The following is a 26,977-nucleotide window of genomic DNA, read 5'->3' on the forward strand; positions in this document are numbered from 1 at the left end:
CCAGCCATGTTCGTACTGATCCTGCTCCTCCTTATCCTGATCAGCGCCTTCTTCTCGATTTCCGAGATTGCGCTGACCGCCGCCCGCCGCACCAAGCTCCAGACCTTGTCCGAACGCGGCGATCGCCGCGCCACCAAGGTGCTGCTGCTCAAGGAAGAGCCCGGAAACTTCTTCACCATCGTCCAGATCGGCGTGAACAGCGTGGCGATCCTGGCCGGTATCCTCGGTGAAAAACATGTGTCGGACCTGGTGCTCGCGGGACTGTCGCCCTATTTGGAGGTCGGCATTGCGCAGCGCGTCGCGAATATCGGCTCGTTCCTGATCGTCACGCTGCTGTTCATCCAGTTTGCCGACCTGATTCCCAAGCGCATCGCCATGAGTTTTCCCGAGGCGTGCGCGCTCGCGGTGATCGACCCCATGCTGATGCTGCTGCGCGTGCTCAAGCCGCTGGTGTTCGTCTTCAACGCCGCTGCCGATGCCACGCTGCGGCTGTTCGGCCTGCCGACCAAGACGGTCGAGCAGATCACCACCGAGGACATCGCCGCCATGGTCGATGCCGGCGCCGAGGCCGGCGTGCTGCTCAAGCACGAGATCCGCCTGATCGAGAACGTGTTCGAGCTCGATTCCAAGAGCGTCACGGCGATCATGACGCCGCGCGACGACGTGGTCTACCTGAGCCTGGCCGAGACCGCCGACAGCGTGCGGCGCAAGCTTGTCAGCCAGCCGCACGCGCAGTATCCGGTATGCGGGCACGATCTCGACGACGTGCAGGGCTACATCGACTCGAAGGACATCCTGCAATTGCTGCTGGCCGACGAAACCGCGGCCGTGATGGGCAATATCGGCAGGCACCATGACAAGAACGTGCTGGTGATCCCCGACACGCTGACCTTGTCCGAAGCCCTGACCCGCTTCCGCGAGATGCACCAGAGCTTTGCCGTGGTGATGAACGAATACGGCCTGGTGGTCGGCATCGTCACGCTCGACGACATCGTCGGCGCGCTGATGGGGGACATCCTCTATTCAAGCGAAGACGAGCAGATCGTGCGGCGCGACGACAGCTCGTGGCTGGTGGACGGCCTGACGCCGCTGGTCGACCTGAAAAAGGCGCTCGAACTCGATTCGCTGCCCGGCGAGGACTACGTCGATACCGTGGCGGGACTGGTGATCTACGCGCTCAAGCGCATCCCGAAGAAATCCGAATCGATCACCGTGGCGGGCTATCGCTTTGAAGTGCTGGACATCGACCATCACAAGATCGATCAGCTGCTGGTGTCGCGTCTGCCGGCCGGGACGACGACAGCCCAGGCGACGCCGCAGCCGCAGCCCGAACCTGGACGCTGAGCGCCCCCGCCTGGCGATACTGCGCGATCCTGTCAGGCAGGCGGAACGCCACGAGATAAGCGGTGGCCGCCATGACCGTAACGGCCGCTACCGTACCAAGCTGCCATGCCGGCAAGCGCGCCGGCACATGCAGCGTGATGTAGGCGGTGCCGAGCAGTGCAATCCATGCAAGCCCGAGCACAAACCCGGCCGCGACATCCGACAGCCAGTGCATGCCCAGGTACAGCCGCGACAGGCCGATCGCCGTCACGGCCACGGTGGTCAGCGACAGCACCGGGACGCGCACGCGCCACGGCTGGCGCAGGCAGATCAGGAACGCCAGGAAGCCATAGGTCACCATGCTGCTGGTGGCATGGCCGCTCGGAAACGAGTAGGACTCCAGGCCGCTGTAGATGCTGGCCGGACGATGGCGCTGCAGGCCGAACTTGAGCGCCACCACGCAGGCGCGCGCACCAAGCAAGGCAACCGTCCAGTACGCCGCGGTGGCCCATGCTCGCCGCCACGCCAGCCACGCAAACACGGCGACGCCTACCGCCACCGAAACCCGTGCGCCGCCAAGCTCGGTGACGGCGATCATGGCGACGTCGAGCCAGCCTTGCCGCGACGCGCGCAGCTGCGCGAAGACCGCGTGGTCCAGCACGAACAGTCCCCGCTCTGCGGCAATCCCGTCGACCAGCCAGAGCAGCGCACCGCCGCATGCCAACAGGATCGCGCCCGCAGCCGCGACTAGCAGCAACTCGGCAGCGTCGCGCTCCAGGATCCGCAGCGTCACGGCACTGAACCGCGAAGCCCGTCCGCCCTCGTCGGCAGTACGCCTGGCCAATGCCGAAGCGCCCGCGGTGCGCCAGGCATCCAGCCGGCTCACCAGCGGCCGCAGGAGAATGAGCAACAGCGGGACCAGCCAGAACAGCAGCAAGACCGCCAGCGCGAACAGCGCCAGCACGCCGAGCACATTGGCGGGGATCAGCCAGTGTCCGTCACTTTGGAATCCCTGCGCGTCCATGATTGCTCTCGTGTCTCGTGCCCGTACTCAGCCACCCGCAACGCGCGCAATGTTGGCGCGCGCCCGTGCCTCGCAATCGGCGAAGGCGTCGGTCACGAACAACCGCGGACGCTGTGCCAGCGTGGACAGGAACGCAGACCGGCGCTCGCAAAAGGCCTGCATCAGCGCTTCGCCCGACAGCCCCGTGCGCACCGCCAGCAAGGCGCGGTTCTCTTCGAAGACGGCAAGGCTGTATCCATCGAACTCTTCCGCAGACACGGCGAGTCGGTACAGATCGAGATCGAGCACCGCCGCCGACTCCGCGAGGGTGGCATCATGCGTGCGCGTATCCAGCACGATCTGCGCGGCGAGTTCGACTGTAGCCGCATCGACACCGGGCGCCATGGTCGGGATCAGCGCCGCGGACGCAGCCTCGTTGTGTTCGCAGCCGGGGACATAGACGGCATCATGGAACAGCGCCGCCAGTGCCTGGGCGGGATTCAGCATCACGCCGCGGACCCGGGCCTGCTCGAACATTTCCAGCACGTGGCGACGGTCGTGATAGCGACGATAGGGAGCGTCATACAAGGCCAGCACATCGAGCACGGCCCTGCGCGGCAGGAAATCGAGGCAGGCCAGTGCAGCAGGCCAGTCCGGCGCAAAGCGCGGCACCGTGCCTTGCGGCGTCGCCACGGGCTCGCTGAAGACGTCGGCGGTACGCACCCACAGCAGCGAACGATCGCGCATCGCTTCATAGACCACCACGGGGGACAGGTCGGCCTCGAAGCGGCCCACGCCGATCACGGCATAGGCACCGCCCTTGTAGTGCCGGTACGGCATGCCGGGCACCAGGTCGGCATCGCGCGGCAGTTCATCGGGATCGCCCTGGAAGCGCGGAGGATCGGCGGGGGTGGATGTCATCGGCTGCCCTCGGAAGTACGGCCCGCATCGGAGCCGGTGAACGCGCACGCATTGGTAGCACTATCGGCTTATATCGATGCCCGGCATAGGGCTAGCAAAAAAACCGGCGCACAAAAAACAAAACCGACGCCTGCTTGCGCAAGAGTCGGTCTGAGTTTTACTACAGTTTTCTTGTCTGCCGGTGGTCGAACAATCGGCAGCTTCTTGTTTGGCGGAGAGGGTGGGATTCGAACCCACGGTACCGTCGCCGGTACGCCTGATTTCGAGTCAGGTACATTCGACCACTCTGCCACCTCTCCGGTAACTTGGTCGCCGTGCAGCGAAACCAAGATTATAGACAGATTGAGCCAGCCAGCGCAATAGGCTGGCGTGCAATTTTTTACAGTTCCGGTTCCAGCCGCGTGGTGCCGCCCATGTAAGGCTGCAGTGCGGCCGGGACGGTGACGGAACCGTCGGCGTTCTGGTAGTTCTCGAGGATGGCGACCAGCGTGCGGCCAACGGCCAGGCCCGAGCCGTTCAGCGTATGGACCAGCTCCGGCTTGCCCTGCCCCACGCGGTAGCGCGCCTGCATGCGGCGCGCCTGGAAGTCGCCCATGTTCGAGCACGAGCTGATTTCGCGGTACGTGTTCTGCGCCGGGATCCAGACTTCGAGGTCATAGGTCTTGGTGGCGCCGAAGCCCATGTCGCCCGTGCACAGCACGATGGTGCGGAACGGCAGGCCGAGCTTCTTCAGGATCGCCTCGGCGTGGCCGGTCAGCTGCTCCAGCGCGTCAAACGACTGCTCGGCCGGCACCACCTGCACGAGCTCGACCTTGTCGAACTGATGCTGGCGAATCATGCCGCGCGTGTCCTTGCCATACGAGCCCGCTTCCGAACGGAAGCACGGCGTATGCGCGACGAAGCGCAGCGGCAGCTTGTCGCCCGCGACGATGGCATCGCGCACGATATTGGTCAGCGGCACCTCGGCAGTCGGGATCAGGTAGAAGTTCTCTGTACGCTCGCCATCCTCGCCACCGACCTTGCGCGGCACCTTGAACAGGTCTTCCTCGAACTTCGGCAGCTGGCCGGTGCCGCGCATCGACGCGGCGTTGACGATGTACGGCACGTACATCTCGGTGTAGCCATGCTCCTGCGTATGCGTGTCCAGCATCAGTTGCACCAGCGCGCGATGCATGCGCGCCATGCCGCCGCGCAGCATGGAGAAGCGCGAGCCGGTCACCTTGGCGGCGGTATCGAAGTCCAGGCCGAGCTTGTCGCCCACGTCGACGTGGTCGCGCACCTCGAAGTCGAATTTGCGCGGCTCGCCGACGCGGCGCACTTCGACGTTCTGGGTTTCGTCCTTGCCGACCGGCACGCTTTCGTGCGGCAGGTTCGGGATCGACAGCATCAGTTCCGACAGCTGGGCCTGGATTTCCTCCAGGCGCGCGGCGGAGGCCTTGAGCGTATCGCCGATGCCGCCGACTTCCGCCATCACGGCCGAGGCGTCTTCGCCCTTGCCCTTGAGCATGCCGATCTGCTTGGACAGGCTGTTGCGGCGGGACTGCAGTTCCTCGGTCTGGGTCTGCAGCTGCTTGCGCTCGCTTTCGAGCGCCTGGAAGGCCGCCACGTCGAGTTGGAAGCCGCGCGTGGCAAGGCGTTGCGCCACGGCGTCGATGTCTTTGCGGAACAGCTGGGTGTCGAGCATGTTGCGGTGTGAAGTGCTGGGCCGGCGACATGCCGGCGGACCCGCCATTTTACTTCACCCGCGCGCCCTGACGCCTCGGAACTGTGCGGGTTGCCGCCTTATTCGCCGGTTTTGCCCTTGCCGCGGTGCTCGCGGTGCCAGGCTTCGTCGAGTTCGCGCAGATGTCGCAGCTTCTCGGCGATCTTGCCCTCCAGTCCGCGCGGCACCGGCTGGTACCAGCCCTGCGCCTTCAGGTCGTCGGGGAAGTAGTGCTCGCCGGCGGCATAGGCCTCGGGTTCGTCGTGCGCGTAGCGGTAGGCATGGCCATAGCCGAGTTCCTTCATCAGCCGCGTCGGCGCATTGCGCAGGTGCACGGGCACCTGGCGCGACTTGTCCTTGGACACGAAGGCGCGCGCCGCGTTGTACGCGTTGTAGCCGGCGTTGGACTTGGGCGCCACGGCGAGATAGATCAGCGCCTGGCCGAGCGCGAGTTCGCCTTCGGGCGAGCCGAGGCGCTCATAGGTTTCGGCAGCATCCAGGGTGATGCGGGCGGCGCGTGGATCGGCCAGGCCGATGTCCTCCCACGCCATGCGCACGATACGCCGCGCCAGGTAGCGCGGATCCGCGCCGCCGTCAATCATCCGGCAGAACCAGTACAGCGCGGCATCGGGATCGGAGCCGCGCACCGACTTGTGCAGCGCGCTGATCTGGTCATAGAACGCATCGCCCCCCTTGTCGAAGCGGCGCAGGTTCTCGGACAGCGCGCTGCCGAGCAGGGCGGTGTCGATTTCGCTCTTGCCGGCGTTGCGCGCGGCGCGCACCACGATCTCGATATTGTTCAGCAGCTTGCGGCCATCGCCGTCGGCGGAAGCCACGATGAGCTTGAGCGCCTCCTCCTGCCAGGTGATGCCGCCCAGTTCCTCGCTGGCGCGCTGCGCGAGCTGCGTCTGCTCGGCATCGTCCAGGCTCTTGAGCACATACACGGCGGCGCGCGACAGCAATGCGCCGTTGACCTCGAATGACGGGTTCTCGGTGGTCGCGCCGATAAACGTGAACAGTCCGCTTTCCACGTGCGGCAGGAAGGCGTCCTGCTGGCTCTTGTTGAAGCGGTGAACCTCGTCCACGAACACCAGCGTGCTACGGCCGTGCGCGCGGAATTGCTCGGCGCGCTCCACGGCTTCGCGAATGTCCTTCACGCCCGACAGCACGGCCGACAGCGCGATGAATTCCGCGTCGAAGGCATCGGCCATCAGCCGCGCGAGCGTGGTCTTGCCCACGCCGGGCGGCCCCCACAGGATCATCGAATGCGGCTCGCCGGACTCGAACGCCACGCGCAGCGGCTTGCCCGCGCCGAGCAAGTGCTGCTGGCCGATCACCTCGTCGATATTGCGTGGACGCAGGCGCTCGGCGAGCGGTTGCCGGGAACGGTCGGAAGAATCGGAAAACAGCGTGTCCGCCACGGTATTCAGGCCTCGTAAATCGCAAGACCACGCGCCCGCTGCAAGGCATCGGCGTGGTGGGCGCCAGCGGCGCCGGGGAACGTGACAGTGTAGACCATTGGCCCGTCAGGCCTGCGCGGCGGCCGGAAACGCCACCACATCCTCGATCTCCACGCGGATGCCGATCGGCTGGCCGATCACGTGGTCGTGGTGCGACGGCACCAGCGCCAGCACCTTGCCGCCGCCGGCCAGGCGCAGCGTATAGAGGATCTCGGCACCGCGGAACGCCTTGTGCACGACGTCGGCGCGCAGCGGGCTGGCATCGTCGTGCACGATGTCGTCGGGCCGGACCAGTACATCGACCGGCGCGCCATCGGGCAAGGCCAGCGGCACCGCCGGGCGCAACGTGCCCAGTTCCAGCCCGATCTCGCCATTGCCCTGCATGCGGCCCGGCATCAGCACGCCCTGCCCGACAAAGTCCGCCACGAAACGCGTGGCCGGGCGGTGATAGAGCGCATGCGCGCTCGCCCATTGCTCGATCGCGCCGCCATGCATCACGCCGATCTCGTCGGCCATGGCAAAGGCCTCGTACTGGTCGTGCGTGACCAGGATCGCGGTGGTGCCCTGCGCCTTCAAAATGTCGCGTACCTCCAGGCTCAGCCGCTCGCGCAGGTCGACGTCGAGGTTCGAGAACGGCTCGTCCAGCAGCAGTAGTTCCGGGCGCGGTGCCAGTGCGCGCGCCAGCGCCACGCGCTGCTGCTGGCCGCCTGACAGCTCATGCGGATACTTTGCACCTGTGCCGGACAAGCCGACCAGTTCGAGCACTTCCGCCGCGCGGGCCGCGCGTTCCGCACGGCCCACGCCTTTCAGCCCGAAGGCAACGTTGTCGGCCATATTCAGGTGCGGGAACAGTGCGTAGTCCTGGAACACCATGCCAATGCGCCGCTGCTCGGGCGGCACCGCGTAACCCGCTGAGGACACCACTTTGCCGTCCAGCAAGATGCGCCCTTCCCGCAACGGTTCGAACCCGGCAATGGCACGCAGCACGGTGGTCTTGCCGCAGCCGCTCGGGCCCAGCAGGCAGGCAATGCTGCCGCGGGCCAGCCGGAACGACAGGCCATCGACCACGACCTGCCGGCCGAAGGCATGCCGGATGTTGTCAACGTCAAGGACCGGAGCAATGACAGGCGCGCTGGCGCCCGATGGGGTGAAGGAATCGGCTCGCATCCGCGAATTATAGGGACTGGCGCGATGTGGTCCGCACGACGCCCAGGTTGCTAGAATGGCCGGCTGTTCCAGTCGCCCAGCGCGCCGTCCGCATGCTCCTGCTCCGTCATCGCCGCCTGCATCCGCTGACCCTTGTCGCGCTAGCCATGGCGTTGCTCGTGGCCGTGCCCATCGTGTTCGTGGCAGCCAGCGTGCTGGCGCCGGCGAGCGAGACCTGGCGCCACCTCGTCGACACGGTGCTGGCGGAGTACGTCGCCAACACGCTGTGGCTGCTGCTCGGCGTGGCGTGCGGCGTGCTGGCGCTTGGCGTGACATCGGCCTGGCTGGTGACGACCTACCGTTTTCCCGGACGCGGTCTGATGGAGTGGGCGCTGGTGCTACCGCTGGCCATGCCGGCCTACGTGATCGCCTACGCCTACACCGACGCGCTGCAGTTCGCCGGCCCGGTGCAAGGTTGGTTGCGTGCGCTCACAGGCTGGAAGGCGCGCGAGTACTGGTTCCCCGAGATCCGCTCGCTGGGCGGCGCCATCGCGCTGTTCTCGCTGGTGCTTTATCCCTATGTCTACCTGACCGCGCGCGCGGCTTTCCTGCAGCAGACGCAGAACACGCTCGAAGCCGCCCGGCTGCTCGGCCATGGCACGTGGAGCCGCCTGTGGCGCGTGATGCTGCCGCTGGCGCGGCACGGCATCGTCGCCGGCACCGCGCTGGCCATGATGGAAACGCTCGCGGATTTCGGCACGGTTGCCTACTTTGCCATTCCGACGTTCTCGACCGGGATCTACCGCGCGTGGTTCTCGCTCGGCGACAAGACCGCGGCCGCGCAGTTGTCGGCCTGCATGCTGGCCTTTGTCATGGCGATCCTACTGGCAGAGCGCGCCAGCCGTGGTCGCGCACAGGTCTACGGCAACCAGCGGCGCGCGCCGGCCAACCCGCTCACCGGCGTGCGTGCCTGGCTGGCGTTGCTGGCCTGCGCGGCGCCAGTGCTGCTGGGTTTCCTGATGCCGGCGCTGATGCTGTGCCGCATGGCGCTGACCGATGGCGATGCGCAGCTCGGCCCGCGCTTTATTGGCCTGATCCGCAACAGCGTGCTGCTGGCCGGCACCACGGCGCTGGTCGCCGTCGGTATCGCGCTGGCGATCGGCTATGCGGGACGCGCCGCCAACGCCAGGCGCGGCTGGCTGGTGCGCGGACTGACGCGACTCTGCGGCATGGGCTATGCGCTGCCAGGATCGGTGATCGCCGTTGGCGTGCTGGTGCCGGTGGCCTGGCTCGACAATGCCTTGTCGGGCTGGCTGCAGCAGCGGTTCGGCATTGCTGCCGGCCTGCTGCTGACCGGTGGCATTGCCGCGCTGGTCTATGCGCTGCTCGTGCGTTTCCTGGGCGTGGCGCTGCAGACCGTCAATGCGGGGCTGGGCAAGATCACGCCCAGCATGGACGCCGCGGCCCGCAGCCTCGGCCACGGCCCGGCCGCCACCTTGCGCCGCGTGCATTTACCGATGCTGCGCGGCAGCCTGCTGACTGCTGGCCTGATCGTGTTTGTCGACGTGATGAAGGAGCTGCCGGCCACGTTCGTCATGCGCCCGTTCAATTTCGATACGCTCGCGGTCCAGGCCTACAACCTGGCCGCCGACGAACGCCTGGCAGAGGCCGCCACGGCGTCGTTGGTCATCGTGGCCGTGGGGCTGTTGCCGGTGGTGCTGCTGTCGCGAACGATCCGCCGCGGCGCGGATTCCTGATTTCGCTCAAGTCCAGCACGCCGGCTGCCGATATCGGGGCTTGGCCCGGTTCCGGATTCCCTTGATTGCGAGCGCGCCCCCTCGCCGCCACGGGAAACTTCCATCGTCCGGGGACAGCAGACAAGGCTGTGGGCAGGGCCGGCCAGACGTCGCCACCTACCACGCGGCCGCAGATCGCCTTGGGGAATTATGCTGAAGTATCATTTTCTGGTCTTCAAGTTGAACCGGCTGGTTGGCAAGGGCAAGCTCAGCAGCGTGGAGGAAGTTTCCCTGGCCGGCCAGCTGGCCGAAATGATCGACTCGCCAGACGCCGCACAGCGCGTGCTCGCCGACCTGGCCGATCATGCCAACCCGCAGATCCGGCGCATCACGATCAACGCCATCCGCCGCTCGCACCAGTTGGGCGCACCCGGCCTGCCGGCCGTGCTGCTGCGCAGGATGGCCGATGCCGAACCGCTGCTCCGTCATGATGCGGTCGGGATTGTCCTGGACAACAAGATGGATGGCGCCGAGCTACGCGCGGCGCTGCGACGGCTGGCCGGCAAGGTGCAGTTGCCGCGGGATGCCGACCGCGCCCGCGCCAATCCATCCGATGCGGGACTGGTGGCGCAAGTGCGCGCGCGGCTGGCACTCGACAAGCTGCTGGAAAAGAGCGCGGCCGAGCGCAATGCCGCACTGGCCGCCGGGGCGCTGGAGATCGGCAACGGCCAGCCCTACGCAGAAGGGACCGTGGGGCACAAGGGCCTGGTCCAACGCGCCTTGCGGCGCAAACAGGCCGGCCGGCGGCTCGACAGCAGCGTGAAGCTCACCTTCCGCAAGGTCGAGCCGGCCGAGGTGACAAGCAACAAGCGCTTCCTGCTCTGACGCCCGCTCCCAGCGATCACTTGAAGCCCGCGCGGTCCAGCAGCTTCTGGGCCTGCGGCTGGAACTTGCCGAGTTCACCCACGTTGATGGCATCCGCCTTGAACGGGCCCATGGCCTCGAGCGCGGGATTGGCGGCCTTCACGCCCGGCACCACCGGCCACTCATTGTTGCCATCGGCAAAGTAGCGCTGCGCGTCGTCGCTGGCCAGGTATTCCAGGAATTTGACGGCCGCCTCCTTGTTGGGCGCGTGCTTGAGCATGCCGCCGCCGGAAATGTTCATATGCGCGCCCTGGCTGCCCTGGTTGGGCCAGACCACGCCGAGCTTGTCGGCCACGGCCTTGTCCTCTGGCTTGGTCGATTTCAGGATGCGGGCGATGTAGTACGTATTCGCGATGGCCACATCGCATTCGCCGGCGGCCACGGCCTTGAGCTGGTCGGTGTCGCCGCCCTTGGGCGCGCGCGCCAGGTTGCCCACGACGCCACGGGCCCATTGCTCGGTCTTCGCCTCGCCATCGTGCGCGATCAGGCTCGAGACCAGCGACAGGTTATAGACATGCCCGCCGGAACGCGTGCAAACCTTGCCCTTCCACTTCGGGTCGGCCAGGTCCTCATAGCGGCCGATATCGCCAGGCTTCACGGCCGTCTTGTTGTAGGCAATGACGCGCGCCCGCGCGGAAAAACCGAACCACTCGCCCGACGGATCACGGTAGTTCGCCGGAATGCGAGACGCCAGCACCGTCGACTTCACCGGCGCGAACACGCCCGCCTGCTGCGCGCGCCAAAGGCGGCCGATATCCACCGTGATGAACACGTCCGCCGGGCTGTTGGCGCCCTCGCTTCGGATGCGCTCCAGCAACGGATCTTCCTGCCCTTCGATGCGGTTGATCTTGATGCCGGTCTGCCTGGTGAAATTGGCGTAAAGCGCCTCGTCGGTCTGATAGTGGCGCGCCGTGTAGAGGTTGAGCACCTTTTCCTGCGCGGTCGCGGCAAGCGGCTGCATCAGGACGGCAAGCGCTGCGGACAAGGGCAGCAGACGACAAACAGTGGCGGTGACACGCATGGCTCTTTCCCTGTGATGGCGGCGAACCAGCCCTGGCTCGCCTTGCTTATTCGGATAGAGCCGAAAAAATAATCATTCCCGTTTAGGCGGTCAAATTACATTTGTGTCATGTTTGACGCTGCTCAGGAGAACCGGTGGGCAACTAGCCGCGACGGACCCACGCCACCTTGCCTGACGTGATGCCCAGCGTGCGGCGCTGCGGGTTGTAGTCCATGGTGCCGGGATACTGCTGGCCATCGCGCTCGCCCAGTCGCCATGCGCAGCCTTGCAGCATCGCTATGGCGTCGGCTTCGGTCTTGCCGACCAGGCTGTCGTCGCCAAGCTTGTCGGCCTGGCAGCCTTCCGGCGAACCCAGCGCACCCTGCGGGCCTGTCGGGCTGCGCGTGGGGCCTTGGGACGGTCCCTGGGTCGGGCTGGCAGCGCCGGCAGTCGTGACAGGGCTGGCGGTTACCGATGAGGATGCTGACGGCGCCGCCGCGCAACCGGCGCCCAGTGCGCCAAGCGCCGCTGCGAAGGCTAGCGTGTGCAGTGCACGCCGACGAAGGACGGAGAGCATATTATTTTCCTTGGTCCGATAACTTCAGTCTGTCGCGACCCTCTGTTTCCGCGACCTCTATGGTGGGACAGGGCCGACCGGCATTCAGTTTCCTGGCAAGCCGATCTGAATCTTTTGGGCAGCGACCGCCCGCATGAATCGCCGGCAGTACCATGGCATGCACGGTCGTGCCCGCTGGCCCGGCCGTCCCACTGTTCTCACCAGACGGAGACTGCCTGCTATGGCCATCACCACCAGGATTCGAAAGAAGAAGCAATATCGCAAAGCCGTGCTCAAGCTTCGCACCGCCATCAAGCGCGGCGACGCCGAAGCCATCCACCTGCGGCGCGAGCAACTCAAGGCGCTGCCGGTGCCGCGCCAGCGCTACGCGCACATGGGCAGCACGGCTAGCTGATCAGCCCTTGGCCCGGTCGACCAGGGTCTTCATGGCATCGGCGGGCAGCGGGCCGTGACAGGTTCGCTCGCCGCCGGCTTCACTGGTGACAAGCCAGACCTTGCCGGGCGAACCGGCGGGATGCAGCACCCAGGCCGGGCCGCGTGCACTGCTGCTGGGCGGCAGGTCTTCCAGCACGCCGGTGCTGGCCGATTGCAGCATGGTCGCGCACTCGTTCGCTGGCATGCGCGTCGCGGACAGGAAGGTCTGGTTGCCGAGCACTTCAGGCAGCGCCGTGTCGGACGCGCGCAGGAAGGAATCGACATCGAACTTGCCGCCTCCCGCCGTCGCGCAGGCAGACAGCCCGGATACGACAACCAGGGCCAAAAACACCGGTTTCAGTGCAGACATGGCGCGCCTCATTGCTTCATCACGTCGGCGCCCTTGGGCACCGTGAACCGGAACGCATCCGCCGGCAATGGCGGGTTCTTCTGCATCGCGGAGAACGTGAGCAGCGTCGTGTTGCCGAAGGCGTCGCGCAACTCCATCGCCTCAAGGTTGCCGCCCTTGAAGCCGATGCCGATGCGTTCGAACTGCGTGTCCTTCGACTTGGGCGTCATCTCCAGCCACTCCACGCCGTCGCGCGTGGGGCCGTTCTTCACGGTGAAGTTCTTCTCGAAGTCGTTGCTGCCGAACAGGATGGCCGCCGGGCTGGAGCCCAGCGCGGCGTCAAGCTTGCGCTCGGTGACCTGGTTCAGGTCCTTGTCGTAGATGTAGAGCGTCTGGCCGTCGGCCTGCAGCAATTGCTCGTAGGGCTTGGCGTAGTGCCAGGTGAACTTGCCCGGGCGCGAGAACACAAAGCTGCCGCTCGATGTGCCGGTAACTTTGAGCGTGTCGCCCTGTCCCTTGACCTGGCGCTGCGTGAATTCGCCCTTCGCGCTTTTGACGCCGGAAACGAAGCTGTGGAGCTGGTCGGTGGCGGCGGCCAGGGCCGTGGGCACGTGCAGGGCAAATACGGCCAGCGCTGCACAAGCCGACACGAGAATGCGATTTCGCATGTATCAGATCCTTGCTGATGGAAGAGGCGCCGCACCGTCTGCGTATCTGCCGCGGCGGTGCAACCTGTCTGGTTAGAGCGCTGGAGCGGCGCCAGATTCCGCCCGGCGCCACTTGCCGGGTAACTGCATGTTACCGATGCGGCGCTCAGTCATCTTCCCTTGCGGCGCCCGGCGCTGCAAGGATGTCCCGGTTGCCGTTGCCCGACATGGCCGAAACCAGCCCGGCCTTCTCCATATCTTCGAGCAGGCGCGCCGCGCGGTTGTAGCCGATGCGCAGGTGGCGCTGCACCAGCGAGATCGACGCGCGGCGGTTCTTCAGCACGACCTCCACGGCCTGGTCGTAGAGCGGATCGGCTTCGCCACCGCCGCCACCAATGCCCGCGCCGCCGCCAAAGCCGTCCGTACCGCTGTCGCCTTCGGCCAGGCCGCCTTCCAGGATGCCTTCGATGTAGTTGGCTTCGCCGCCTTCCTTGAGCTTTTCCACCACGCGGTGCACTTCGTCGTCAGAGACAAAGGCACCGTGGACGCGCACCGGCATGCCGGTACCCGGGGCCAGGTAGAGCATGTCACCCATGCCAAGCAGCGCTTCCGCGCCCTGCTGGTCGAGGATGGTGCGCGAGTCGATCTTGCTGCTGACCTGGAACGCGATGCGCGTCGGCACGTTGGCCTTGATCAGCCCGGTAATCACGTCGACCGACGGGCGCTGCGTGGCCAGCACCAGGTGCAGGCCCGCGGCACGCGCCTTCTGCGCGATCCGCGCGATCAGTTCCTCGACCTTCTTGCCCACGACCATCATCAGGTCGGCCAGTTCGTCGATGACGATGACGATGGTCGGGAGTTTTTCGAGCGGCTCAGGCGCGTCCGGCGTCAGGCTGAACGGGTTCGGGATCTTCTCTTCCCTGGCGGCCGCCTCGTCGATCTTCTTGTTGTAGCCGGCCAGGTTGCGCACGCCGAGCTTGCTCATCAGCTTGTAGCGCCGCTCCATTTCCCCGACGGCCCAGTTCAGCGCGTTGCCGGCCTGGCGCATATCGGTCACGACCGGGCACAGCAGGTGCGGAATGCCTTCGTAGACGCTCATTTCGAGCATCTTCGGGTCGATCAGGATCAGGCGAACGCTTTCCGGCTTGGCCTTGTAGAGCAGCGACAGGATCATGGCGTTGATCCCAACCGACTTGCCCGAGCCCGTGGTGCCGGCCACCATGCAGTGCGGCATCTTGGCCAGGTCGGCCACCATCGGCTTGCCGGCGATGTCCTTGCCCAGCGCCATGGTCAGGCTCGACGCGCTTTCGTTGTAGACCTGCGAGCCCAGGATCTCCGACAGGCGCACGGTCTGGCGCTTCGGATTTGGCAGCTCCAGCCCCATGTAGTTCTTGCCCGGAATGGTCTCGACCACGCGGATCGACACGAGCGACAGCGAACGTGCCAGGTCGCGCGCCAGGTTCACCACCTGGCTGCCCTTCACGCCGGTGGCGGGCTCGATTTCATAGCGCGTGATCACCGGGCCCGGATAGGCGGCCACCACCTTGACCTCGACGCCGAAGTCCTTGAGCTTCTTCTCGATCAGGCGCGAGGTGAATTCCAGCGTCTCGGCACTGACCGTTTCCTGGTGCGGCGGGATCGGATCGAGCAGTGCCAGCGGCGGCAGGTCCGAATCCTGGATATCGGCGAACAGCGGCTGCTGCTTCTCGCGCTCGACGCGCTCGTGCTTGGGCACCGCCTGCGGGCGCACGATCTGCACCGGCGGCGCTTCCTCGATGCGCACGCGCTGCACCTCCACGGTCTCGGTGCGTTCCACCTTGGCGGCTTCGCCGATGATGCGATCCTGCTTGCTCTCACGGCGGGCCTTGAAGCCCAGGAACAGGGACTCGACAAAGCCGCCGATCTGTTCGGCCACCGTCAGCCAGGAGAAATGGAAGAACAGCGACAGGCCGATGGCAAGCATCAGCAGCAACAGCAGCGTGGCGCCGGTGAAGCCCAGCGCGGTCTGCAGCCAGCCGCCGAGCAGGTCGCCCAGCACGCCGCCCGGCGCGCGCGGCAGCGCAGCCCGCAGCGGGTACATGCGGATGGCTTCCAGGCCCATGCTGGAAAACAGCGTCAATCCGAAGCCGATCCAGCTCACCGTCACGCCCTGGCGGTGCTCCTCGCGCTCGGGCAGTTCCGCGGTCAGCGTGCGCCAGCCGCGCCAGCAGCGGCGCACCAGCAGCACGGCCAGCCAATAGGCCGAGAAGCCGAAGATGAAAAACAGCACGTCCGATACCCAGGCGCCCACGCGGCCGCCGAGGTTGTGGATATCAGCCACCTGGTTGGCGTGCGACCAGCCGGGGTCGGTCTTGCTGTAGCTGGCCAGCACGCAAAGGAAGCCCAGCGTGACGGCCAGCAGCAGGAACCAGCGCACTTCGCCAAGCAGTTTGCCGATGCGCGAAGGCAGCGCCGACGGGTCCGTCCGGGTGGTGGTGGTTGCTCTGGCCATGCCTTGGTCTGGTTCGCTTGCAGGTGATGGTGGCGGCCATTTTAACGTGGCCCGGCCCTATCGCCGCCATTGGAATTTGCAACAGTGGGCAAATGCGGCTCCTCTTATAATGTCGGTTTCGAGCAATGCCGGTGCGCAGCATGGCGCACCGCCACAGGAATGCATCATGGCAAAACACGCAAAAGTGCTGATTCTCGGATCCGGTCCCGCCGGCTACACCGCCGCTGTCTACGCAGCCCGCGCCAACCTGGAGCCGGTGCTGATCACCGGCCTGGCGCAAGGCGGCCAGCTGATGACCACCACGGATGTCGAGAACTGGCCCGGCGACGCCAAGGGCGTGCAAGGCCCCGAACTGATGCAGCGCCTGCTGGCCCACGCGGAAGAGTTCAAGACCGACATCATTTTCGATCACATCCATACGGCGAAGCTCGTCGATGAAAGCGGCAACCCGGCCCGCCCGTTCCGCCTGATCGGCGATGCCGGCGAGTACACCTGCGATGCGCTGATCATCGCCACCGGCGCCTCGGCGCAGTACCTGGGCCTGCCGTCCGAAGAATCGTTCATGGGCCGCGGCGTGTCCGCCTGCGCCACCTGCGACGGCTTCTTCTACAAGAACCAGGAAGTGGCCGTGGTCGGCGGCGGCAATACCGCCGTGGAAGAAGCGTTGTATCTGTCCCACATCGCCAGCAAGGTGACCGTGGTCCACCGCCGCGACAGCTTCCGCGCCGAACCGATCCTGGTTGACCGCCTGCTGCAGCGCGTGAAGGAAGGCCGCGTCGAAATCCGTTACGACAGCGTGCTGGACGAAGTACTGGGCGACGACTCCGGCGTGACCGGCATGCGCATTCGCGGCGCGAAGTCGGGCAAGACTGAAGACATCAAGCTGGCCGGCGTGTTCATTGCCATTGGCCACAAGCCCAACACCGACCTCTTCGTCGGCCAGCTGGCGATGGAGAACGGCTACCTGGTCACCAAGTCGGGCCTGACCGGCGATGCCACCGCCACCAGCGTGCCGGGCGTGTTCGCGGCCGGCGATGTGCAGGACCACGTCTACCGCCAGGCCATCACCAGCGCCGGCACGGGCTGCATGGCCGCGCTGGACGCCCAGCGCTTTATCGAAGCCCTCAAGTAAGCCCCTGCGGCCCGGCCGACCGGCCGGGCCCTCCCCCTGCCGATATAATTGGCGCCGAGCCCCCGGAGAATTCCATGACGCACGGCGCCAGCAAACCCGACCGTCCGACCAAGCGCTTTGGCCTGAATGACCTGGCCGGGCTGCGCAAAACCCTCAAGGCCGATACCGAGCGCCGCGAAGCCGAACGGCTCGCCGCCGAACAGGCCGCGGAACGCGCGCGCGCGGAAGCCGATGTCTTTCGCAGCAGCGTCGGCCAGGTCAGCCAGTTGCGCGAGCGCAATCACGCCACCCTCCCGAGTCCCCGCCCCGCCCCGATTCCGGTGCAAACCCAGCGCAACGACAAGGCCGTGCTGGAAGCGTCCCTGTCCGATGAATACGATGTCGACATGCTGCTGGAAACGGACGAGTCCCTGTCTTTCCGCCGCCCCGGCATCGGCATGGATGTCGTGCGCAAGCTGCGCCGTGGCGAGTGGGTGCCGCAGGACAAGGTCGACCTGCACGGCCTGCGCAGCGACGAAGCGCGCGAAGCGCTGTCGGAATTCCTGCGCCGCTCGGTGCGCAACGGCGTGCGCTGCGTGCGCGTGATCCACGGCAAGGGCATTGGCTCGCCTGACAAGCTGCCGGTCCTGAAAGGCAAGGTCCGCAGCTGGCTGGTGCAGAAAGAGGAAGTCATCGCCTTCGTCCAGGCCCGCGAGGCCCTGGGCGGCGCCGGCGCGCTGATGGTCCTGTTGCGCCAGCCGCGCGCCTGATGCACCTTCCACTCGAATTGCTGATGGGGCGCCTGCCCCTGATCCTCCATGTGATGGAGGTGATCGGCATGCTTTCGTTTGCCATATCGGGCGTGGTCGACGCTCGCAAGCAGCGCCTGGACGTGGTCGGCACCTTCGTCGTCGCGTTCGCCACCGCCTTCGGCGGGGGCACGGTGCGCGACGTCCTGCTGGATCGCCGCCCGTTCTACTGGGTGGAGCACGAAGGCTATGTGCTGCTGATCTTCGCGATGTCGATCGGCGCGTCGCTGGTATTGCGCGTGGTCAGCCGCGTGGCGTCGGAGCGCGCCATGATCGTGGCGGATGCGATCGGCCTGGGCCTGTTCTCGGTGACGGGCGCCTCGCTGGCGCTGGTGGCGCAGATGACGCCGACCGTGGCGGTCATGATGGGCATCATCTCGGCCGTGTTCGGCGGGGTGGTGCGGGACGTGCTCTGCAATGAAGTCCCGATGATCCTGCGCGACCGCTCGCCCTACGCGACGTGCTCGTTCGTGGGCTGCTGGGTCTATATGGGGCTGACCTGGCTGCAGGTGCAGCAGGAAGCCGCGCTGCTCACCGGCGCACTGACCGTCATCGCGATGCGGCTGGTGTCAGTGCGCTACGGCTGGAAACTGCCGAGCTGACGCCTGGCGGCGGCGCCCGGCGCAGGCATCAGACCGCCGCTTCGTCCTGCTCGCCGGTACGGATACGGATCACGCGCTCGATCTCCGTCACGAAGATCTTGCCGTCGCCGATCTTGCCGGTATGCGCGGCCTTGACGATCGCGTCCAGCACGGTGTCGAGCTGGTTTTCGGCGACCACGACCTCGATCTTGATCTTCGGCAGGAAGTCGACCACATACTCGGCGCCGCGATACAGCTCGGTATGCCCCTTCTGGCGGCCAAATCCTTTCACTTCGGTCACCGTCAGCCCCGTCACGCCAACATCCGCGAGCGATTCGCGCACTTCGTCGAGTTTGAACGGTTTGATGATGGCGGTAATCTGCTTCATGACTGGCCCCTGGTTATAGTCGTTGGGTAACGCGCCGCGGCGCGCGATGCGCGCGCACAGGACGTGGTTCGCCTGGCATTTTACCAGCCATTGACGCGGCCTATCGACGGCGCGCGTCGTTCAATGCATGCACAGGGTGCGCTGGCACGCGCTTCACCAGACTGGCTTGCGCGCCACATACCTGTGGATAAGCCTGTGGGCAACCGTGTGATGAACCGGTGGCAAAAGCTGTGGATTGACTGTGGACCGCCTGTGGACTCTGTGTGGAAAGCTTTCGCTACGTCGTCGCACGAAAACGCCTGCGGTAGTCGGCGGGTGACACGCCCAGCCGCCGGATAAACGCGCGTCGCAGACTGTTAGGGTCGTTGAAGCCCGTCAGCGCGGCCACGCGCTTGAGCGGATTCCGGGTTTCTTCGAGCAGGCGCCTGGCCGCGTCGATGCGCGCGCTCTCGACGAAATCCGCCGGCGTGACCTGGCATTCCTGCTTGAAGATGCGCGCGAAGTTGCGCGTGCTCATGCCGGCCCGCTCGGCCAGGCTCTCGACCGACAACCGCTCCGCCAGATTCTCGACCACCCAGTTCTGTACATCGCGGATCGCGCTCTTTTCCGCGCTCTGCGCGGCCAGGTGCGCGCTGAACTGGGACTGGCCACCCGGCCGCTTCAGGAACATCACGAACTCGCGCGCGACCTTCAGCGCCACGGTGCGCCCGAAATCCTCCTCCACCATGGCCAACGCCAGGTCGAGCCCCGCTGTGACACCCGCCGACGTATAGAGGTTGCCGTCCTTCACATAGATCTGGTCCGGCTGCACCCTGATCTGAGGAAATTGCCGGGACAGCCGTTCCGTGGAATTCCAGTGCGTGGTCGCGCTGCGCCCGTCCAGCAGGCCGGCGTGGGCCAGCAGCATGGCGCCAGAGCACACGGACCCGAGCCGCCGCACCGTCCTGGCATAGCGATTCAACCACGCGCCGATGGCGCTGTCGTTTTCGAACAGGCTGACCTGCGGGCTGCCGGCGATCAGGTGTCGATATCCGGGCTGCTGGTTTCAAGCGTCGCGTCCGGCGTGATGGTCATGCCGTTTGACGCACGCAGTACGCCAGGGACCGGTGACACGATCTCGAACGCATAGGCGCCGGGTTCACCAGCCTGGCGCGCCGCTTCGTGGAAGACATCGATGGGGCCGGCCAGGTCCAGCATCTGGACCCCTGGAAACGCGAGTACGGCAATCTTCATGACGATCAGGCAGCAAAATCCGATTCCGCAATTTTAGTCAGTTTCGGCCAGCCCGCAGGCGCCAAAACTCGCGCTCGGGATCGATAGCGTACGATGGTGATCTCCACAACGCGTCGCCCCTCCAGCAGGGTCCGGCCCCGGTCCAGCGGCGTGCCGTCTACGCGCGCGCGCTCGGGACCGATGACAGCGGCATCGCCACCCGCCGCACGCACGCGTTCCGCCACCCGCGAAAGCAGGATACGGCCCCCGATCCAGCCGTCCGGGCTCTCCACCGTAGTGTAAGCAAGCACTTCGTATGGACCGGAAGGTTCGCCTCGCGTCCAGATATCGATGCCATCCACACTTTCGCGCGCGCCACCTCGTCCTTCTCTCAACGCGTGACTACCTTCATAACGCTGGATCGGCGCCTGGATACAGGCCGCGAGTCCCACACTGCACAGCACGACCAAGGTGATTCTGGCACCTCTCATTTTCCTGATGTTCATATTGCGCCCTCGATAGCTTCAGCGGAAAGGAGCGCAGTCTAGAGGCGCCTAAGGCCAGCGGAACGCTGCTGGCCGAGAGCCTTCACGGATTGGCAGAAATTGACGTATCTAGCTGCTTTAAGTCAGAACCGGCTTTTTCCATAATCAATGCACCCGGCGCCTTCTCCATTCCGGAAAGCCACCCCCGGGTCGTTCCACCGCCGACGCGACGCGCCCGGCAACCCAAAAAGGCAGACGAAGCACCATGACTATTGCAGCCAACCCCGCCGCCGCCGCGCCCCTCCCGCGCAGTTCGGTCCAGCATCTCCCCGTCAACCTGTTCGGCGCCGTCATGGGCCTGTCGGGGCTGTCGTTGGCATGGCGTGGCGCGAGCAAGGTATTTGGCACCAGCCCCGCCATTGCCGACGCCATCGGCGTGGTGGCCCTGCTCACGTTCGTGGCGCTGGCGATCGGCTATCTGGCCAAGTGGCGCCTGTATCCGGCCGCCGTCAAGGCCGAGTTCAACCACCCGATCGCCGGCAACTTCTTCGGCACCATCACCATTGCCATCCTGTTGCTGTCGTCGGTGGTCGGGGTCTACAGCGAGACGCTGGGCCAGGTCGTGTGGACCATCGGTTCGGTGCTGACTATCGTGCTGACTTACGTGATCGCCAGCCGCCTGTTTCGTGGCAAGGGCGACCCGGCGCATGTTGGGCCGGCCTGGCTCATTCCCGGCGTGGCGACGCTCGATATCGCCGTGGCCGGCGGCACCATGCCGATGGCCTGGGCGCCCGAACTGAACCTGTTCGCGGTGTCGGTCGGTGCCGTGATGGCGCTGGTGTTCTTTGCGATGATCTTCTCGCGTCTGGTCCACCACGACCCGCTGCCCGCCGGCATGGTGCCTTCGCTGATCATCCTGATCGCGCCGTTCGAAGTCGGCTTCCTGGCCTACGTCAACGTCACGCAGCACGTCGACATGTTCGCCGGCCTGCTGTTCTACTTCGGCCTGTTCCTGTTCGTTGTGCTCGCGGCCAAGGTGTTCCGCCGCTCGGTGCCGTTCGCGGCTTCGTGGTGGGCCATCAGCTTCCCGATGGCTGCGCTGTCCAACGCCGCGCTCAAGTATGCGCACCATGCGGATACCGGCCTGCTGTACATCGTGGCCGCGGTGATCCTGGCGCTGCTGACCCTTGCCATCGCCTTGCTGTTTGTCCGCACCCTGCATCGCCTGTTCACGCATCGCCTGCTGGTCGGCTGACTACCCTTTCACCACGGAGCCCGAGATGTCCTGGATCCTGCTGGCCTGCGCCGGCTTGCTCGAAATTGCCTTCGCCTTTGGCATGAAATGGTCCGCCGGCTTCAGCCGGCTGTGGCCGAGCCTGTTTGCCGTGCTCACCGGGCTCAGCAGCATCGTGCTGCTTACGCTGGCCCTGCGGGCCTTGCCGGTGGGAACGGCCTACGCGGTCTGGACCGGCATCGGCGCGGCGGGCACAGCGATGCTGGGGATGGTGTTGCTGGGCGAGCCGGCATCGCCGGCCCGCATCGGCTGCGTCGCGCTGATCCTGTGCGGCGTGATCGGCCTGAAGCTGGTCTCGGCCGACCTATCGTGACAGAGCCGATAACATCCTCATGCCAATGATAGAAACCGCTGAACGCGTACTGTTCCTGGCCCTGGTGCGCAGCCATGACAAGGTCCAGGCGGACTTCCGCCTGACTGGCCGCGAACGGCAGCAGGCCGACCCGGCCGGCATCTATGGATATGCCGTGGTCGACTGCGTCGCCAGCGGCAGGCAGCAGGCCTACCCGCTCGATGAAACCGCCGACTGGCTCATGGCGTTCCGCCGTGACCTGCTGGCCGGCAGTTTTGAAACGCCGCCGGCCGCCTAGCTAACCAGCGCCTCAGTCAGGCACCTTCTCCAGGTCCTTCAGCCACACCACCGATTCCGAATCGCTCGGCGCACGCCAGTCGCCCCGCGGCGACAACGAGCCGCCCGAGCCCACCTTGGGCGCGTTCGGGATGCAGGAGCGCTTGAACTGGCTCGTGCGGAAGAAGCGATCCAGGAAGATCGCCAGGTTGCGCTTGATGTCGGGCAGACCATACTGGTTGCGCGCCACATGGGGCCCATAGGGCCAGGTGCCGCGCTCTCGGTCGCCCCATGCATGCAGCGAGAGGAAGGCGATCTTCGACGGCGCAAAGCCGAAGCGCAGCGTGCAGTAGAGGTTGAAGTCCTGCAACTCATACGGACCGATGGTGCTCTCAGTCTTTTGCTCGGGGCCGTGGTTCGAATCGCCGGGCACCAGTTCGGGACTGATGTCCGTGTCGAGCACGTTGATCAGCACGTCAGACCCGCCCGTGCCGACCTGCCCGGTTTCCGCCACCCACCGCACCAGGTGCGAGATCAGCGTCTTGGGCACGCTGGCATTCACGTTGTAGTGCGACATATGGTCGCCCACGCCGTAGGTGCACCAGCCCAGCGCCAGTTCGCTGAGATCGCCGGTGCCGATCACGATCGCGCCGTTGTGGTTGGCCAGCCGGAACAGGTGGTTGGTGCGCTCGCCGGCCTGCACGTTCTCGAAGGTCACGTCATAAACCTTCTCGCCACGCGCGTAGGGATGGTCCAGGTCCTTCAGCATCGCCAGGCAGCTCGGGCGGATATCGATCTCGCGGGCCGTGCAGCCGACCAGTTCCATCAGCTGGCGCGCCTGGCCCAGCGTGCGGTCGCTGGTGGCAAAGCCCGGCATGGTGTACGCCAGGATGTTCGCGCGCGGCAGCCCCAGGCGGTCCATCGCCTTGGCGCAAACCAGCAACGCATGCGTGGAATCCAGCCCGCCGGACACGCCGATCACCACCTTTGAAATCTTGCTCGCCGACAGCCGCTGCACCAGCGCCTGCACCTGTATGTTGTAGACCTCATGGCAGCGCTCGTCGCGCTGGCGCGGGTCGGCCGGCACGTAAGGGAAGCGCGCGACCTTGCGGTCCAGCGGCAGCGCCTTGTCCAGCGATAGGTCCAGCGCAAAACGGACCACGCGGAACTTGTCCACCTCGGCCTTGTGCCGGCGCACCGAGTGCCCGAAGGTGACCTGGTGCATGCGCTCGCGCGACAGGCGTTCGACGTCCACATCGGCGAACAGCAGGTGCGAGGTATCGGCAAAGCGCTCGGATTCGGCCAGCAGTTCGCCGTTCTCGCAAATCAATGCCTGGCCGTCCCACGCCAGGTCGGTGGAAGACTCGCCCTTGCCCGCAGAGGTATAGAGGTAAGCCGCCAGGCAACGCGCCGATTGCTGCGACACGAGCTGGTGCCGGTAGCCCGCCTTGCCGATCACGATATTCGACGCCGACAGGTTGACCAGCACCGTGGCCCCGGCCAGCGCGGCGAACGACGACGGCGGGATCGGCACCCACACGTCTTCGCAGATCTCCGCATGGAAGCGGAAGAACGGAATGTCCTCGATCTCGAACAGCAATCCGGCGCCGAATGGCACCTCCTGGCCAAGCAGGCGGACGGAATCGGTGGCCGCATTGTCGGCTTCGCTGAACTGGCGCGCCTCGTAGAACTCCCAGTAGTTCGGCAGGTAGGACTTCGGCACCACCCCCAGCACGCGGCCCCGGGCCACCACGACTGCGCAGTTGAACAACTGGTGTTCGACGCGCAGCGGCATGCCCACGATCAGCGCCGCCGTCAGCTTGCGCGAGGCCTCGACGATCGTCCCGAGGGCCGCTTCGCAGGCATCCAGCAGCGCACGCTGGTGAAACAGGTCGTCGCAGGTATAGGCCGAGAGTCCGAGTTCCGGGAACGCGACCAGCACGGCGCCCTGCTTTGCCGCCTGCGTCGCCAACGCGATGGTTTCGGCCGCATTGAAGGCCGGGTCCGCCACGCGGCAGACCGGCACGCCGACCGCGACGCGCGCAAAGCCGTGGGAATACAGGTTGAAAAACGGATTCTTCATATCGGGCCTTTGCCGGCGTCTGCAGCGCGCCGGCGTGCGGCCGGCGGCATCGGGGAATCTGGGGGCCGTACTGTGACGGCCATGCGCCATTTTACGACGCTGCGCACGCCAACGCTGCGGCAGGAGCGGCGTGCGGCGGTATCGGGCGCTATCGGGCGGATTCCGGTAGACTCGGCCCGATCGTTGGAGACACGGAATCAGGCGCAATGCAGTCGGAATCTTGCAACCAGGGCGACGCGCTCGACACGCGGCAAGCCGCGGAACCGCCTGAGTCTGGCAGCATGCGGGACTACCGGACCGAGATCGTCTCGGATCTCGCCGAAATCGCTGCCGATACCTGGGATGCCCTGGTCGCCACCGATCCTGACGCCACCCCTTTCCTGCGCCACGCGTTCCTGCACGCGCTGCATGCCAGCGGCAGCGCCTGCGCCGACACCGGCTGGAATCCGCGCTATCTCACCCTGTGGGCACCCGCCGCCAACGGCCAGCCGGAAAGGCTCGCGGGCGCCATGCCGCTGTACGCGAAGGCGCATTCGTATGGCGAGTACGTGTTCGACTGGGCCTGGGCCGATGCCTACGCGCGCAATGGCCTGGAGTACTACCCGAAGTGGTTGTCGGCGATCCCGTTTTCGCCCGTGCGCGGTGCGCGGCTGCTCGCCGAGAACACCGACGCGCGACGGATGCTGCTGCAGCTTGCGCTGGCACTGGCGGCGGAAAGCGGGATGTCATCGCTGCACGTCCTGTTCCCCAACGATGCCGAGGCCGACCTGATGGAACAGGCCGGCATGATGATGCGGCACGGCGTGCAGTTTCACTGGACCAATACGGGATACGCGAGCTTCGACGATTTCCTCGCCACGCTGTCGCAGAAGAAGCGCAAGAACATCCGCGCCGAGCGCCGCCATGTGGCCGAAGCCGGAATCACCTTCCGTCACCTGCGCGGCACGCAGATCGACGACGAGGCCTGGCGCTTCTTCAACCGCTGCTATCGCCAGACCTACCGCGAGCACCACTCGACGCCGTACCTGAACCTGGATTTCTTCCGGCGCATCGGTGCCACAATGCCCCAGCACCTGCTGCTGGTGATTGCGGAGCGCGCGGGGCAACGCATTGCGAGTTCGCTGCTGGTCTACGACGACACGCCGGGCATCAGCACGCTGTACGGACGCTACTGGGGCGCGCTGGAGTATCACCCGTGCCTGCACTTCGAGACTGCTTACTACCAGCCGCTGGAGTTCTGCATCCGCCACGGCATCGGCACCTTCGAAGGCGGCGCGCAGGGCGAGCACAAGATGGCCCGCGGCTTCCTGCCCGTGCCCACGCGCTCGGCGCACTGGCTCGCGCATCCGGCCTTTGCCGACGCCGTGGAGCGCTTCCTGGTACGCGAGCGCGAAGGCATCGATGCCTACCTCGACGAACTGAACGAGCGCACGCCGTTCGCCCAGCGGGACTGAGCGCTCAGCGCCGCCACATGCGGCGCAGGGTGTTGTCGCCCAGCATGTAGTGGTGGAACAGCGCCGCCATGGCGTGCAAACCGATCACGAGATAGAACGCCGTTCCCAGCGTTTCGTGAATCTCCTTGACCTGGTTCTTCAGCGCCTGGTCCGGGCCCACCAGCGCCGGAATCTCGATGCCGAGCGCGGGCAGCGCCAGCACGTGGCCGCCGGCATTGAGCGCGAGCAGACCGAGGATCGGCTGGGCCACGATATACAGGTACAGCACCCAGTGCATCGCCTCCCCTGCCCACTGCATCCAGCGCGGCCCCGGTTCTGCCGTCGGCGCGCCATGCACAAGACGCCACAGCAGGCGCGGCACGGCCAGCACAAGGACCAGCACGCCAGCCCACTCATGCGTTGCCATGGCCAGCGAGCGGGCCGGCGTGCCCTTGCCGGCAAACCCCTTCAGCTCGATTGCCGCATAGGCGGCTGCGATCAGCAGGAACACCGCCCAATGGAAAAAGATGGCAAGGCCGGAGTAGCGGCGCGCGGTTCCGGAAAAATCAATGGCACCGGGAACGCTCTGCAGGCGGTTCATGGGGGACTCCTGTGATTTTAGGGACACCGACAGCGTACTCCCGCATCCGCTTGCGCGGCTTGCCGACGGTCAGGTTTTTCGCAATAAAAAACCCCGCCGCAGCGGGGTTCGTTCAGCAGACGTTCAGGCTTGCGCGAGAACGACGCATAAATTGCCTGACTGGCCGCAATTACTTCTTGAAGTTCGCCACGCCGTCGGTAATTTCCTTGTGCGCTTCCTCGATGCCGGCCCAGCCTTCGACCTTGACCCACTTGCCGGCTTCCAGCGCCTTGTAGTTCTCAAAGAAGTGCTTGATTTGGTCGAGCAGGTTCTGCGGCACGTCCGACAGGCCCTTCATGAAGGCGGTGGCCGGCGACAGCTTGTCCAGGGGCACGGCGACCAGCTTGGCGTCCACGCCCGACTCGTCGGTCATCTTGAGCATGCCGAGTGCACGGCAGCGCACGACGGCGCCGGCCAGGATCGGGAACGGGCTCAGCACCAGCACATCCACCGGGTCGCCGTCGCCCGACAGCGTCTGCGGAATAAAGCCGTAGTTGGCCGGATAACGCATGCCGGTGCCGATAAAGCGGTCCACGAACAGCAGGCCGGTTTCCTTGTCGGCCTCATACTTCACCGGATCGCTCTGGGCGGAAATCTCGATGATGACGTTGAAATCGTTGGGGATGTCCTTGCCCGGGGAGACGAGATTGAAGCTCATGCGATTCTCCAGATGCCTGCGG

General features: G+C 65.9%; 25 protein-coding genes, 1 tRNA gene and 2 pseudogenes. 11 read left to right on the top strand and 17 right to left on the bottom strand.

All coding sequences use genetic code 11. The features are described 5' to 3' along the window. The first annotated feature begins 6 nt into the window (after positions 1 to 6). Complete coding sequence (gene paeA / locus ACIGJB_RS11910) at positions 7 to 1,344, top strand: polyamine export protein PaeA (RefSeq protein ID WP_483730009.1); 1,338 nt, start codon at positions 7 to 9, stop codon at positions 1,342 to 1,344. Positions 1,345 to 1,555: 211 nt separating this feature from the next. On the opposite strand, the pseudogene ACIGJB_RS11915 reads toward paeA, so the two are convergent. The 6 genes and pseudogenes from ACIGJB_RS11915 to ACIGJB_RS11940 all read right to left on the bottom strand — a co-directional run. Further along, positions 1,556 to 2,347 (bottom strand): annotated as a pseudogene (locus ACIGJB_RS11915) (phosphatase PAP2 family protein); the annotation flags it as partial. Positions 2,348 to 2,374: 27 nt separating this feature from the next. Beyond that, positions 2,375 to 3,247: a DUF1653 domain-containing protein gene (locus ACIGJB_RS11920; protein WP_483730010.1), complete on the bottom strand. Its 873-nt coding sequence runs from the start codon at positions 3,245 to 3,247 to the stop codon at positions 2,375 to 2,377. A 209-nt stretch (positions 3,248 to 3,456) separates the two neighbouring features. Then, positions 3,457 to 3,546, bottom strand: a tRNA-Ser gene (locus ACIGJB_RS11925). An 80-nt stretch (positions 3,547 to 3,626) separates the two neighbouring features. After that, on the bottom strand, positions 3,627 to 4,931 hold the full coding sequence (serS, locus tag ACIGJB_RS11930) for a serine--tRNA ligase (RefSeq protein ID WP_483730011.1): 1,305 nt from the start codon (positions 4,929 to 4,931) through the stop codon (positions 3,627 to 3,629). Positions 4,932 to 5,029: 98 nt separating this feature from the next. Beyond that, entirely contained in the window at positions 5,030 to 6,370 is a 1,341-nt protein-coding gene (locus tag ACIGJB_RS11935) for a replication-associated recombination protein A (protein WP_483730012.1), read from the bottom strand. 105 nt (positions 6,371 to 6,475) lie between these two features. Next, positions 6,476 to 7,576, bottom strand: a complete 1,101-nt coding sequence (locus ACIGJB_RS11940; protein ID WP_483730013.1) for an ABC transporter ATP-binding protein — start codon at positions 7,574 to 7,576, stop codon at positions 6,476 to 6,478. Positions 7,577 to 7,668: 92 nt separating this feature from the next. Here ACIGJB_RS11940 and ACIGJB_RS11945 point away from each other — a divergent pair, with 92 nt between their 5' ends. Together ACIGJB_RS11945 and ACIGJB_RS11950 are read left to right on the top strand one after the other, a co-directional pair. Beyond that, the gene (locus ACIGJB_RS11945; RefSeq protein WP_483730014.1) at positions 7,669 to 9,312 is read left to right on the top strand and encodes an ABC transporter permease; all 1,644 of its coding nucleotides are present in this window, start codon (positions 7,669 to 7,671) and stop codon (positions 9,310 to 9,312) included. A gap of 189 nt (positions 9,313 to 9,501) precedes the next feature. Next, complete coding sequence (locus ACIGJB_RS11950) at positions 9,502 to 10,176, top strand: hypothetical protein (protein WP_483730015.1); 675 nt, start codon at positions 9,502 to 9,504, stop codon at positions 10,174 to 10,176. A 16-nt stretch (positions 10,177 to 10,192) separates the two neighbouring features. On the opposite strand, the gene ACIGJB_RS11955 is transcribed toward ACIGJB_RS11950, so the two are convergent. Then, positions 10,193 to 11,236: a Fe(3+) ABC transporter substrate-binding protein gene (locus ACIGJB_RS11955; protein WP_483730016.1), complete on the bottom strand. Its 1,044-nt coding sequence runs from the start codon at positions 11,234 to 11,236 to the stop codon at positions 10,193 to 10,195. 142 nt (positions 11,237 to 11,378) lie between these two features. Further along, positions 11,379 to 11,792 (bottom strand): hypothetical protein, encoded by a 414-nt coding sequence (locus tag ACIGJB_RS11960; RefSeq protein ID WP_483730017.1) that lies wholly within the window; start codon positions 11,790 to 11,792, stop codon positions 11,379 to 11,381. Positions 11,793 to 12,012: 220 nt separating this feature from the next. On the opposite strand from ACIGJB_RS11960, the gene ACIGJB_RS11965 reads away from it, so the two are divergent. Further along, positions 12,013 to 12,186, top strand: coding sequence for a hypothetical protein (locus ACIGJB_RS11965; RefSeq protein WP_483730018.1), 174 nt, complete (start codon positions 12,013 to 12,015; stop codon positions 12,184 to 12,186). On the opposite strand, the gene ACIGJB_RS11970 is transcribed toward ACIGJB_RS11965, so the two are convergent. The 3 genes from ACIGJB_RS11970 to ACIGJB_RS11980 all read right to left on the bottom strand — a co-directional run bounded on the left by ACIGJB_RS11970 (position 12,187) and on the right by ACIGJB_RS11980 (position 15,693). Then, positions 12,187 to 12,576, bottom strand: coding sequence for a hypothetical protein (locus ACIGJB_RS11970; protein WP_483730019.1), 390 nt, complete (start codon positions 12,574 to 12,576; stop codon positions 12,187 to 12,189). An 8-nt stretch (positions 12,577 to 12,584) separates the two neighbouring features. Then, positions 12,585 to 13,223: an outer membrane lipoprotein chaperone LolA gene (gene lolA, locus ACIGJB_RS11975; RefSeq protein ID WP_483730020.1), complete on the bottom strand. Its 639-nt coding sequence runs from the start codon at positions 13,221 to 13,223 to the stop codon at positions 12,585 to 12,587. Between the two features lie 145 nt (positions 13,224 to 13,368). Then, positions 13,369 to 15,693: a DNA translocase FtsK gene (locus ACIGJB_RS11980; RefSeq protein ID WP_483730021.1), complete on the bottom strand. Its 2,325-nt coding sequence runs from the start codon at positions 15,691 to 15,693 to the stop codon at positions 13,369 to 13,371. 166 nt (positions 15,694 to 15,859) lie between these two features. Between ACIGJB_RS11980 and trxB the strand changes: the two genes are divergently transcribed. From trxB to ACIGJB_RS11995, 3 genes are all read left to right on the top strand, one after another. After that, a complete protein-coding gene (gene trxB / locus ACIGJB_RS11985; RefSeq protein WP_483730022.1) occupies positions 15,860 to 16,825 on the top strand; it encodes a thioredoxin-disulfide reductase in 966 nt (321 codons plus the stop codon). A 74-nt stretch (positions 16,826 to 16,899) separates the two neighbouring features. After that, positions 16,900 to 17,574: a Smr/MutS family protein gene (locus ACIGJB_RS11990; protein ID WP_483730023.1), complete on the top strand. Its 675-nt coding sequence runs from the start codon at positions 16,900 to 16,902 to the stop codon at positions 17,572 to 17,574. Next, entirely contained in the window at positions 17,574 to 18,215 is a 642-nt protein-coding gene (locus tag ACIGJB_RS11995) for a trimeric intracellular cation channel family protein (protein WP_483730024.1), read from the top strand. The genes ACIGJB_RS11990 and ACIGJB_RS11995 overlap by 1 nt, the downstream gene beginning before the upstream one ends. Positions 18,216 to 18,243: 28 nt before the next feature. On the opposite strand, the gene glnK is transcribed toward ACIGJB_RS11995, so the two are convergent. The 3 genes and pseudogenes from glnK to ACIGJB_RS12010 form a co-directional block, all read right to left on the bottom strand. Further along, positions 18,244 to 18,582, bottom strand: coding sequence for a P-II family nitrogen regulator (gene glnK, locus ACIGJB_RS12000; RefSeq protein ID WP_039011353.1), 339 nt, complete (start codon positions 18,580 to 18,582; stop codon positions 18,244 to 18,246). Positions 18,583 to 18,859: 277 nt separating this feature from the next. Then, positions 18,860 to 19,815, bottom strand: a pseudogene (locus ACIGJB_RS12005) (GlxA family transcriptional regulator). 5 nt (positions 19,816 to 19,820) lie between these two features. Then, the gene (locus ACIGJB_RS12010) at positions 19,821 to 20,300 is read right to left on the bottom strand and encodes a hypothetical protein (RefSeq protein WP_483730025.1); all 480 of its coding nucleotides are present in this window, start codon (positions 20,298 to 20,300) and stop codon (positions 19,821 to 19,823) included. A 244-nt stretch (positions 20,301 to 20,544) separates the two neighbouring features. Between ACIGJB_RS12010 and ACIGJB_RS12015 the strand changes: the two genes are divergently transcribed. Genes ACIGJB_RS12015 through ACIGJB_RS12025 form a run of 3 tightly spaced genes read left to right on the top strand, consistent with a single transcriptional unit; the run spans position 20,545 to position 22,163 of the window. After that, positions 20,545 to 21,534, top strand: coding sequence for an SLAC1 anion channel family protein (locus ACIGJB_RS12015; RefSeq protein ID WP_483730026.1), 990 nt, complete (start codon positions 20,545 to 20,547; stop codon positions 21,532 to 21,534). Positions 21,535 to 21,559: 25 nt separating this feature from the next. Continuing rightward, complete coding sequence (locus ACIGJB_RS12020; protein WP_483730027.1) at positions 21,560 to 21,886, top strand: DMT family transporter; 327 nt, start codon at positions 21,560 to 21,562, stop codon at positions 21,884 to 21,886. A 19-nt stretch (positions 21,887 to 21,905) separates the two neighbouring features. Further along, positions 21,906 to 22,163: a hypothetical protein gene (locus tag ACIGJB_RS12025; protein WP_483730028.1), complete on the top strand. Its 258-nt coding sequence runs from the start codon at positions 21,906 to 21,908 to the stop codon at positions 22,161 to 22,163. Positions 22,164 to 22,175: 12 nt separating this feature from the next. Here the strand turns inward: ACIGJB_RS12025 and ACIGJB_RS12030 are convergent, their stop codons facing one another. Beyond that, on the bottom strand, positions 22,176 to 24,224 hold the full coding sequence (locus ACIGJB_RS12030; protein ID WP_483730029.1) for an NAD(+) synthase: 2,049 nt from the start codon (positions 24,222 to 24,224) through the stop codon (positions 22,176 to 22,178). A 206-nt stretch (positions 24,225 to 24,430) separates the two neighbouring features. On the opposite strand from ACIGJB_RS12030, the gene ACIGJB_RS12035 reads away from it, so the two are divergent. Beyond that, complete coding sequence (locus tag ACIGJB_RS12035) at positions 24,431 to 25,678, top strand: GNAT family N-acetyltransferase (RefSeq protein ID WP_483730030.1); 1,248 nt, start codon at positions 24,431 to 24,433, stop codon at positions 25,676 to 25,678. A 4-nt stretch (positions 25,679 to 25,682) separates the two neighbouring features. On the opposite strand, the gene ACIGJB_RS12040 is transcribed toward ACIGJB_RS12035, so the two are convergent. Together ACIGJB_RS12040 and ppa are read right to left on the bottom strand one after the other, a co-directional pair. Next, positions 25,683 to 26,258, bottom strand: a complete 576-nt coding sequence (locus ACIGJB_RS12040) for a cytochrome b (protein ID WP_483730031.1) — start codon at positions 26,256 to 26,258, stop codon at positions 25,683 to 25,685. A 169-nt stretch (positions 26,259 to 26,427) separates the two neighbouring features. Then, positions 26,428 to 26,955, bottom strand: a complete 528-nt coding sequence (ppa, locus tag ACIGJB_RS12045; protein ID WP_483710688.1) for an inorganic diphosphatase — start codon at positions 26,953 to 26,955, stop codon at positions 26,428 to 26,430. Between the last annotated feature and the right edge of the window lie 22 nt (positions 26,956 to 26,977).

It is taken from the genome of Cupriavidus sp. C2SS-8b (genome assembly GCF_057073745.1).

Excerpts from the sequence above, each read along its gene's own strand:
- paeA (WP_483730009.1), top strand. The coding sequence starts at position 7 with ATGTTCGTACTGATCCTGCTCCTCCTTATCCTGATCAGCGCCTTCTTC.
- ACIGJB_RS11920 (WP_483730010.1), bottom strand. The coding sequence starts at position 3,247 with ATGACATCCACCCCCGCCGATCCTCCGCGCTTCCAGGGCGATCCCGAT.
- serS (WP_483730011.1), bottom strand. The coding sequence starts at position 4,931 with ATGCTCGACACCCAGCTGTTCCGCAAAGACATCGACGCCGTGGCGCAA.
- ACIGJB_RS11940 (WP_483730013.1), bottom strand. The coding sequence starts at position 7,576 with ATGCGAGCCGATTCCTTCACCCCATCGGGCGCCAGCGCGCCTGTCATT.
- ACIGJB_RS11945 (WP_483730014.1), top strand. The coding sequence starts at position 7,669 with ATGCTCCTGCTCCGTCATCGCCGCCTGCATCCGCTGACCCTTGTCGCG.
- ACIGJB_RS11950 (WP_483730015.1), top strand. The coding sequence starts at position 9,502 with ATGCTGAAGTATCATTTTCTGGTCTTCAAGTTGAACCGGCTGGTTGGC.
- ACIGJB_RS11955 (WP_483730016.1), bottom strand. The coding sequence starts at position 11,236 with ATGCGTGTCACCGCCACTGTTTGTCGTCTGCTGCCCTTGTCCGCAGCG.
- ACIGJB_RS11960 (WP_483730017.1), bottom strand. The coding sequence starts at position 11,792 with ATGCTCTCCGTCCTTCGTCGGCGTGCACTGCACACGCTAGCCTTCGCA.
- ACIGJB_RS11965 (WP_483730018.1), top strand. The coding sequence starts at position 12,013 with ATGGCCATCACCACCAGGATTCGAAAGAAGAAGCAATATCGCAAAGCC.
- ACIGJB_RS11970 (WP_483730019.1), bottom strand. The coding sequence starts at position 12,576 with ATGTCTGCACTGAAACCGGTGTTTTTGGCCCTGGTTGTCGTATCCGGG.
- lolA (WP_483730020.1), bottom strand. The coding sequence starts at position 13,223 with ATGCGAAATCGCATTCTCGTGTCGGCTTGTGCAGCGCTGGCCGTATTT.
- ACIGJB_RS11980 (WP_483730021.1), bottom strand. The coding sequence starts at position 15,693 with ATGGCCAGAGCAACCACCACCACCCGGACGGACCCGTCGGCGCTGCCT.
- trxB (WP_483730022.1), top strand. The coding sequence starts at position 15,860 with ATGGCAAAACACGCAAAAGTGCTGATTCTCGGATCCGGTCCCGCCGGC.
- ACIGJB_RS11990 (WP_483730023.1), top strand. The coding sequence starts at position 16,900 with ATGACGCACGGCGCCAGCAAACCCGACCGTCCGACCAAGCGCTTTGGC.
- ACIGJB_RS11995 (WP_483730024.1), top strand. The coding sequence starts at position 17,574 with ATGCACCTTCCACTCGAATTGCTGATGGGGCGCCTGCCCCTGATCCTC.
- glnK (WP_039011353.1), bottom strand. The coding sequence starts at position 18,582 with ATGAAGCAGATTACCGCCATCATCAAACCGTTCAAACTCGACGAAGTG.
- ACIGJB_RS12010 (WP_483730025.1), bottom strand. The coding sequence starts at position 20,300 with ATGAACATCAGGAAAATGAGAGGTGCCAGAATCACCTTGGTCGTGCTG.
- ACIGJB_RS12015 (WP_483730026.1), top strand. The coding sequence starts at position 20,545 with ATGACTATTGCAGCCAACCCCGCCGCCGCCGCGCCCCTCCCGCGCAGT.
- ACIGJB_RS12020 (WP_483730027.1), top strand. The coding sequence starts at position 21,560 with ATGTCCTGGATCCTGCTGGCCTGCGCCGGCTTGCTCGAAATTGCCTTC.
- ACIGJB_RS12025 (WP_483730028.1), top strand. The coding sequence starts at position 21,906 with ATGCCAATGATAGAAACCGCTGAACGCGTACTGTTCCTGGCCCTGGTG.
- ACIGJB_RS12030 (WP_483730029.1), bottom strand. The coding sequence starts at position 24,224 with ATGAAGAATCCGTTTTTCAACCTGTATTCCCACGGCTTTGCGCGCGTC.
- ACIGJB_RS12035 (WP_483730030.1), top strand. The coding sequence starts at position 24,431 with ATGCAGTCGGAATCTTGCAACCAGGGCGACGCGCTCGACACGCGGCAA.
- ACIGJB_RS12040 (WP_483730031.1), bottom strand. The coding sequence starts at position 26,258 with ATGAACCGCCTGCAGAGCGTTCCCGGTGCCATTGATTTTTCCGGAACC.
- ppa (WP_483710688.1), bottom strand. The coding sequence starts at position 26,955 with ATGAGCTTCAATCTCGTCTCCCCGGGCAAGGACATCCCCAACGATTTC.